Here is a 2788-nt window from a genome sequence, read left to right as displayed (position 1 = left end):
TGTTCGGGTGCGACGGTCGCGTCTCCGCGAGCATCCGCAACGCCCGCTCACGCATCTCCGGCGAATACTTCCTGTTCATCGTGTTCCATCCTTGCTTGAAGAACGGAACGAAAGTCAGGCCGATTCACCAACTGGCGCAGGTCTCCCTCTGCGTAGTTACTCCTCGCACTAAAGACCCAGGTCAGACTGCATTTGTTAGCCATGGAACAGCCTTAGCACTAAAGGTTCCGAAAGCACCGGAACTCGGTGGAGTTTCGTTTCAACGTATAGTCGCGTTCCGCTTCAACCTTGCCATCGCCTAGGCCGCATGCTGGGTGTCAACTCGGATGAGGGTCTTCGGTTTGGGGATCGAAGAGTTCATCGATCCTGCAGTCGAAGACCGCTGCCAGACGGAAGGCTAGCGGCAATGACGGGTCGAAGCGTCCACGCTCGATGGAGATGACGGTCTGGCGGGAGACTCCGAGCTCGTCGGCGAGGTGCTGTTGTGACCAGCCGCGGTCCAGTCGGCGTTCCTGAAGGGAATTCTTCATCATCAGCCACGCTTCTTCGCCATGAGATAGCGCACAACGGTGCTGAAGAAGGCGATCCCGATCACTCCAATGAGGGCCCACATGACATCGAGATCGAAGCCGGTAATGGCGAGAGCCGCGAGGGTGACTCCGGTCAACGTGATCGTGTCTCGGAGCGCGCCCGCCATCGCGGAGTCGAGCCACTTCGACTCGATCGACTCATCCGGGTTGTCGATTGCGCCCCGCAGAGTCGAGCGATCCACTACCAGTATCCAGATGAGGCCGATGAAACCCCACGACATCACGAGGGCGAATACGCCGGCGATGACCAGAGCCTGATCGCCCGGGGCGACTTTGGTCAAGAGCGTCAGTGCGCCGACTCCGATGGCCAGGATCAATCCCGCAGGGATCGCAACCGCCATCGCGGGGACATGCCCTCCGGCGAAGTTGACACGGCCCCAACGTGTGCGGCTGTCGTTGTGTGACTCGGTGTTCATGAACTCTCCTGTGTGAAGCTTGTTTGACATGTGAAGCTAGCTTGACATGTATAGCTCGCTTTACGCAAGTTCGCCCTCTCGGGATTCCGGCCGGTTGCCTCCTCGCGCGTGAGGTTGGTATGTGCGGGAACTCGGTGGAGTTCCGGTTTAACGTATAGCGTTAATGACGGACTTCGTTATAGACTGGTCGCGTGATCAGATCGTTCGGCAACAAGGACACCGAACGGCTGTGGCGTCGTGAACGCGTGCGCTCGATCGATCCGAGGATCCACCGAGTCGCGTTGCGGAAATTGCGCCAGGTGGGCTCAGCGGAGGTGCTCGACGACCTCCGCATCCCACCAGGCAACAGGCTCGAAGCGCTGAGAGGCGATCGAGCCGGACAGCACAGCATCAGAATCAACGACCAGTGGCGGATCTGCTTCGTGTGGACGGACGCCGGACCGGAGGAGGTGGAGATCGTTGACTACCACTGACAGGATCGAGCCGATCCACCCAGGTGAGGTCCTCATGGAGGACTTCATCGAGGGCTTCGGCATCACACAGAACAAGCTCGCCGTGTCGATCGGCGTCCCACCCCGGCGGATCAACGAGATCGTGCACGGCAAGCGGGGGATCACCGCAGACACGGCGCTGCGGCTCGCGAGGTACTTCGGCACGTCGGCCGAGTTCTGGATCAACCTGCAGAGCCACTATGAGCTCGACCGCGCCGAGGACGCAGCAGGTGAGCAGATCGCGGCGATCGCGCCGCTACAGGTCGCGTGACCAGCTGCGTCGTGCAACGCCCCGGAGGCGTCTGCATCGCGGTCACCGACCTCGGCGGCGACGGCCCTGTCGTCGTGCTGCTGCACGGGCTTGCCGGGAGCTCACGGGAGTTGCTGCGCACGGCGCGAGCGTTGCAGGACCATCGGGTCCTGCTCGTGGACCAGCGAGGGCACGGTGCGAGCACGCGGCTTCCCGATGATGTATCCCGCGACGCCTTCGTCGGCGACGTCGTGGCGGCGATCGAGGAGCTCGCCCCAGGGAGTCGAGCGACGCTCGTCGGGCAGTCGATGGGAGCCCACACTGCTTTTCTCGCAGCAGCAGCGCGCCCAGACCTGGCCGACGGGCTCGTGATGCTCGAAGGTCATGTGTCGGGGAGTGACGATCCGCGCGAGGCTGCTGGTCTCGGCGCGTACTTCGCGTCCTGGCCGGTTCCGTTCCGGGACGAGGCCGCTGCCAGCGAGTTCCTCGGTGATGACGCGATCGTTGATGCCTGGGTAGCGGATCTCCAGTCGACGGATGATGGGCTCGTCCCGCGTTTCGACGCCGCGGTCATGCAACGCACGATCGAGGCTGTGCATGAACCGCGCTGGGACGAGTGGGAAGCTCTGCAGGTTCCAACGCTCGCGATTTTCACCAAGCACGGGATGTTCAGCGATGCCGACAAGGGCGAGCTGATCCGGCGCAGGCCCGAGACGGTCAGAGTCGATCTCTCTGGCGGCAGCCATGATGCGCACCTCGACGCCTTCGACGAGTGGATCGACGTGCTTCGCCGCTGGTTATCTCGCGATCAGGCCAGCGACTCGCGGACCAGTGTCCGCTGAGGTTGTTAGCTGCGGCGACGTGGTCGAGTTCCGGTTCTCGAACTAAACCTTGGGTCTGATGCAGGAACAGGCGACATCTAGCGTGGCTAGCCGAGATGGCTGGCCTGGAAGGATGTCATCATGCCCAAGCCGTTTCCCAAGGAGTTCCGCGACGATGTGATCCGCGTTGCGGAGAGTCGTGATCCGGAGGTCACTCTCG

General features: G+C 62.3%; 6 protein-coding genes. 4 read left to right on the top strand and 2 right to left on the bottom strand.

What is annotated here, in order from left to right:
• Positions 1 to 302: hypothetical protein (locus tag KZA10_RS11535; protein WP_218682951.1), on the top strand; the 302-nt coding region annotated here is incomplete at its 5' end.
• A gap of 15 nt (positions 303 to 317) precedes the next feature.
• Here the strand turns inward: KZA10_RS11535 and KZA10_RS11530 are convergent.
• A complete protein-coding gene (locus KZA10_RS11530; RefSeq protein ID WP_218682952.1) occupies positions 318 to 530 on the bottom strand; it encodes a helix-turn-helix transcriptional regulator in 213 nt (70 codons plus the stop codon).
• 2 nt (positions 531 to 532) lie between these two features.
• The gene (locus KZA10_RS11525) at positions 533 to 1006 is read right to left on the bottom strand and encodes a hypothetical protein (protein ID WP_218682950.1); all 474 of its coding nucleotides are present in this window, start codon (positions 1004 to 1006) and stop codon (positions 533 to 535) included.
• A gap of 191 nt (positions 1007 to 1197) precedes the next feature.
• Between KZA10_RS11525 and KZA10_RS11520 the strand changes: the two genes are divergently transcribed.
• From KZA10_RS11520 to KZA10_RS11510, 3 genes are read left to right on the top strand one after another with little or no spacing between them, the layout of a single operon-like run.
• A complete protein-coding gene (locus KZA10_RS11520) occupies positions 1198 to 1479 on the top strand; it encodes a type II toxin-antitoxin system RelE/ParE family toxin (RefSeq protein ID WP_218682949.1) in 282 nt (93 codons plus the stop codon).
• On the top strand, positions 1466 to 1768 hold the full coding sequence (locus KZA10_RS11515) for a HigA family addiction module antitoxin (RefSeq protein ID WP_044496365.1): 303 nt from the start codon (positions 1466 to 1468) through the stop codon (positions 1766 to 1768). The genes KZA10_RS11520 and KZA10_RS11515 overlap by 14 nt, the downstream gene beginning before the upstream one ends.
• Positions 1765 to 2589, top strand: coding sequence for an alpha/beta fold hydrolase (locus tag KZA10_RS11510; RefSeq protein WP_218682948.1), 825 nt, complete (start codon positions 1765 to 1767; stop codon positions 2587 to 2589). The genes KZA10_RS11515 and KZA10_RS11510 overlap by 4 nt, the downstream gene beginning before the upstream one ends.
• Positions 2590 to 2788: the final 199 nt, after the last annotated feature.

Source organism: Microbacterium sp. BF1 (genome assembly GCF_019279095.1).
Classification (GTDB): domain Bacteria; phylum Actinomycetota; class Actinomycetes; order Actinomycetales; family Microbacteriaceae; genus Microbacterium; species Microbacterium maritypicum.
Note: the sequence above shows the minus strand (reverse complement) of the source record. Positions and strands in the feature narration are given on the sequence as shown.